Origin of the sequence: Micromonospora sp. CPCC 206060, from assembly GCF_036906895.1 — a bacterium.
Lineage (GTDB): Bacteria > Actinomycetota > Actinomycetes > Mycobacteriales > Micromonosporaceae > Micromonospora.
Window position 1 is genome coordinate 1 of sequence record NZ_JBAKHU010000160.1, and the last position, 4142, is coordinate 4142.

The following is a 4142-nucleotide window of genomic DNA, read 5'->3' on the forward strand; positions in this document are numbered from 1 at the left end:
CAACCCACCGAACAACAAACGATCACGCAACAACCGCTAAACACCACTCCACAGGACTTGACCCCCACGGGCCCGAAGACTGCCGGGTCGGCCCGGAACAACCAGGCCACAACCCTCACATATCAGACCAGACCTTCGACGGGGAAGCGGATCTCGGGCTGGATCGCCCCACTGGCGCCGGTGACACCGATACCGACATGCGCAAACCTGATCACTGCCGTCGTCAACGCACTGTGCGAGGGCTGTCACCGGGGTACATCCTCTCCTGGCCGGCCACACGACCTTCGGCCCGCCGGAATGTCGCTTTGGCTGAACGCCGGGCCACCGGCGCCGGACGCCGCGCAGCGGGTCGGCAACTCGGTGGATGTGCTGCTCAAGGGGTACGCGAAGGGCATCGACGGCGACCGTGACCGGACGATCGAGCGCATCGGGACGACCCTTCAGCCGTTGACGCGCAATGCTTCCGGGGCTCCGTCAACCAGCCGGGAACCTGCTGATCGTGATGCAGATTCGGATCGCCCGGACCGTACCGTAAATCGATGCCGGCGAGGATCCCAGCCCTCCGGGACACCGCCCCTCGACCTCGACGCCGTCGGGGTCGAGCAGCCTCAACGTCGTTTCGACTCGGCGGGCTCGGCTGGCCAGCGCTCATCTTCGAGGTGCCCCCGGCAGGATTCGAACCTGCGACACACGGTTTAGGAAACCGATGCTCTATCCCCTGAGCTACGAGGGCGCGAGTGCCCAGTCTAGCGGCCTGCTGGTTCACCCGGGGTGGCAGGGAGTGGCCCGCGTTCACCCACGTCGTCGCCCTGGTCAGGGCCGACCGGCGACCACATCCGGAGCACACGGACCCCGGCAGCGACCCGGCTCGTTGACCCGCAGTGGCATCCGGTGGCACCGGTTGACCCACGGTGGCATCCGCTCTCGAGCACACACCGCGCACATCACTGGAGGTCCGGAGTCGGGTCTCGGGTCGCCCGCCGATAGACGTTGCTTGGCGCGGACAAGGACGTCGGCGCCGGGGTTGTTGAGGCGCTGGCTGGTTCTGGCAGAGGCTGGTTACGGTAACGTCGCTTTGCGTCAATGCAGCCGTCGTGTCCGTACGGGGTTGTGAAGGGACGGGCGTCATGATCGATCCGCAACGGGTAGACGATGCGAAGCGGGTACTGGGTGCAAGGCTTGCCGGCTGGCGCAACGCGCGTGGGCTGACCCAGTTGGCATTGGCGAGGCGGGTGCCGGTTTCCCGGACCACGATTGCTGGCGTGGAGCGCGGGCAGCAGTGCCCGGACCGGATCTTCTGGCAGCGCTGTGAAGCGGCCCTGGCCGCTGGTGGAGAGTTGCTGGCCGGCTATGACGACTATCGGTGTCTCAAGCAGCAGCTTGATCAGGAGAAAGTCGAAGCGGCGCAACGTGTGCGGTGGGGCGAAGTCGAGGACCGCTCACTACCGACGGGCACTCACGGTGTCCCGGCGGCGGTTCCGGCACGGGAGTCGTTGCGCGACCTGGCCGCCGCAGATCTGACGTCCGGTGGTCCGAGCGGCCTGACGGCACCACTGGCGCGGGTCGCCGGTGTCGCGGTGGCCGGCGAGACGGACTTTCACGATGGTGACGCGGTTACGCTTGCGGTCATGTCCGATGGGCAGGCGATGTCGTTGCGGGTAAGCCGGAGGGCTCTGCTGGAACTGGCCGCTGGCCTCACCGCCGTGCCGGTTGTCACCACCACAGGCGTTTCTCACCCACGGGCGGTCGACCCTGCCGTTGTCGATCACTTCGCGGAGCTTCGCGCGCTCCTCGTACAAGCGGACGACCGGCTGGGTGGTCTCACCATCCTGTCGACCGTCGAACAGCAGATCGCGCTGATCGCCGCCCTGCGTCGGCAGGCACGCGGGCAGCTTCGTAACCGGCTTCTCAGCACTGAGGCACGGTGGAGCGAGTTCGCGGGTTGGCTCAGCGACGATCTCGGCGACCGGGCGACGGGCGACCGCTGGCTGGATCGTGCGGGAAGCATGGCGCAGGAAGCCGACGATCAGGAGTTCTGGGCGTACGTCCTGGCTCGTAAGGCACAGCGGATGGTGGGAACCGGGGACGAGGACTGTGTCGTCGGGCTGGCCCGTGCCGCGTCCCGCCTGCCCGACACGCCCCCGCTCGTGCACGCCTTCGCCGCCATCCAGCAGGCGCACGGCAGCGCCATCGAGCAGGACGCCTCCGCTTTCCAGGCCGCGGTCGAGCGTGCCCACACACTCGTGGCGACCGCCAAGCCGACCGGGGAGAGCAGCACCCTCGGTTCGTTCTGCACCCGGCCATACCTCGCGGCGCAGGAGGGCGAGGGATGGCTCCGCCTCAACCAACCGCGTCGGGCCATCGACAGCTTCACCAACGCCGTCAACACATGGCCCGACCGCTACCGACGCGAACGGGGCGTGTACCTCTCCCGCACGGCGCACGCCTACCTGGCGGCTTCGGAACCAGGCCAGGCCGCCACCGTAGCGGCTGAAGCGTTGACCACGGCTACCACGACGGGCTCGGTTCGGGTCCGCCGAAACGTCAACGCCCTGGCCCGGCGGCTCGAACCCTTCTCCGGCCGGCCGGAAGTGCGACAGCTCCTCGATCAGCTGGCCACCAGCGGATGAGTCACCAACCACCCGATCAGGTCCGTACGCCGCATGTCGCCTTCGTCGGCCGCGCCAACATCGACATCACGGTGCGGATCCCCCAACGGCCCGTCGCCGGCCGGACGACGTTCGCCTCGTCACCCGCGACGACCACACCGGGCGGCAAGAGCCTCAACCAGGCCATGGCCGCACGACAGGCGGGCGTCCGCGCCAGCCTGATCAGCAACGTCGGCGACGACGAATGGGGCGCCTTCCTGAGCCGAGCCCTCACCAACGCGGCCATCGACGTGTCCTTCTTCCAACTCGTGCCATCGGCTCCGACCGGTACCGCGATCATCGAGGTCACCCCCGACGGCGAGAACTACATCGTCCTCGCACACTCCACAGAGACTGAGCTCGGCAGCGAGCACGTGCGCGACGCACTTCAGCAGCTACGGGCTCCGATCGTGGTAACCCAGCTCGATCTCCAGCCCGATGCCGTTGACGCCGTCTTCCGGCATCACCACGCAGAGACGCTCATCGGCAACCTCGTGCCACATCCCTCGCTCGGGCTGACCGCGCTGGCCCCACTCGACCTGTTCGTCTCGAACGAGGCCGAAGCGGCAGCGATACTGGGCCGCCACCATGACGATCCGTCGGTCACAGCGCAGGAACTCCGCAAGCTGGGCCCACAAGCGGTGATAGTGACCGCCGGCGCTCGCGGCGCCGCCTACAGCAATGCCGACCACACCGCACTCGCCCCCGCACCACACGTCAAGGCCACCAACACCAGCGGGGCCGGTGACACCTTCCTCGGCACCCTCGCCGCACGACTCGCTCACAACGCCCCGCTATCCCACGCAGTCGCCGAAGGCGTCGCCGCCGCAACAACCTTCGTGCAGGTCGACGAACAGCAATAGCACGTGCGGGAAGTGTCTCAACTGCGAGCGACAGATCCCAATTGACCTGGTCGTGACGACAGTAACCTCGCCGGTTTCAGAAGAATCTCAGTAGTCCGCGGGCTCAAAGCTGAGTACGCAGACGCCGGGTTCCGAACCCGCAGGCCAGCTCTTGACTGCGCGCCACTTTGTGCCCAGTCGGTCATCACGGCACTCGATCTGAAGCCTCTGCAGGCCGAGGGGGAGTCGGGGGTTGTTCTGTCCCGACCCCTCAGCCGCAGATACGCCGGCCAGGAGGAACCAGCCCGCGTCCCAGTTGACCTCTCCTTGGATTGGAGGCGTCACGTGGGTGGGGGCGCGTGCCTGACCGTGGTCGTCCACCCATGTCAGTTCGTATGCTGACTGGATCCCGGGCCAGAAAACCAGCGAGATGCGCAGCGGTGCCGGGGAGGAGGCAGGAACCATCGAGTTTTCTGGATCACGTGCTGTGAACTCCACACGGATCCTTCCAGGCTGGTAATGGAGCTGCAGGGCCCTGCGCGACTCTGAGGCGGCCTTTTGTGATGCCTTCGCTGAAGCAAACGCCAGCGTGACTGGTCAGGTGCTCGTCGGCGGGTCGGCTTGACCTGGGTCGTTCGGGTTGGATCATGGT

2 protein-coding genes and 1 tRNA gene are annotated in these 4142 nt (G+C 67.0%); 2 read left to right on the forward strand and 1 reads right to left on the reverse strand.

Annotated elements, in window-relative coordinates; translation table 11 throughout:
• Positions 1–660: 660 nt before the first annotated feature.
• Positions 661–733: transfer RNA gene (locus V6U90_RS32665), tRNA-Arg, on the reverse strand.
• A 394-nt stretch (positions 734–1127) separates the two neighbouring features.
• Here V6U90_RS32665 and V6U90_RS32670 point away from each other — a divergent pair.
• The gene (locus V6U90_RS32670; RefSeq protein WP_334444922.1) at positions 1128–2630 is read left to right on the forward strand and encodes a helix-turn-helix domain-containing protein; all 1503 of its coding nucleotides are present in this window, start codon (positions 1128–1130) and stop codon (positions 2628–2630) included.
• On the forward strand, positions 2627–3511 hold the full coding sequence (locus V6U90_RS32675; protein WP_334444924.1) for a PfkB family carbohydrate kinase: 885 nt from the start codon (positions 2627–2629) through the stop codon (positions 3509–3511). The genes V6U90_RS32670 and V6U90_RS32675 overlap by 4 nt, the downstream gene beginning before the upstream one ends.
• Positions 3512–4142 lie beyond the last annotated feature (631 nt).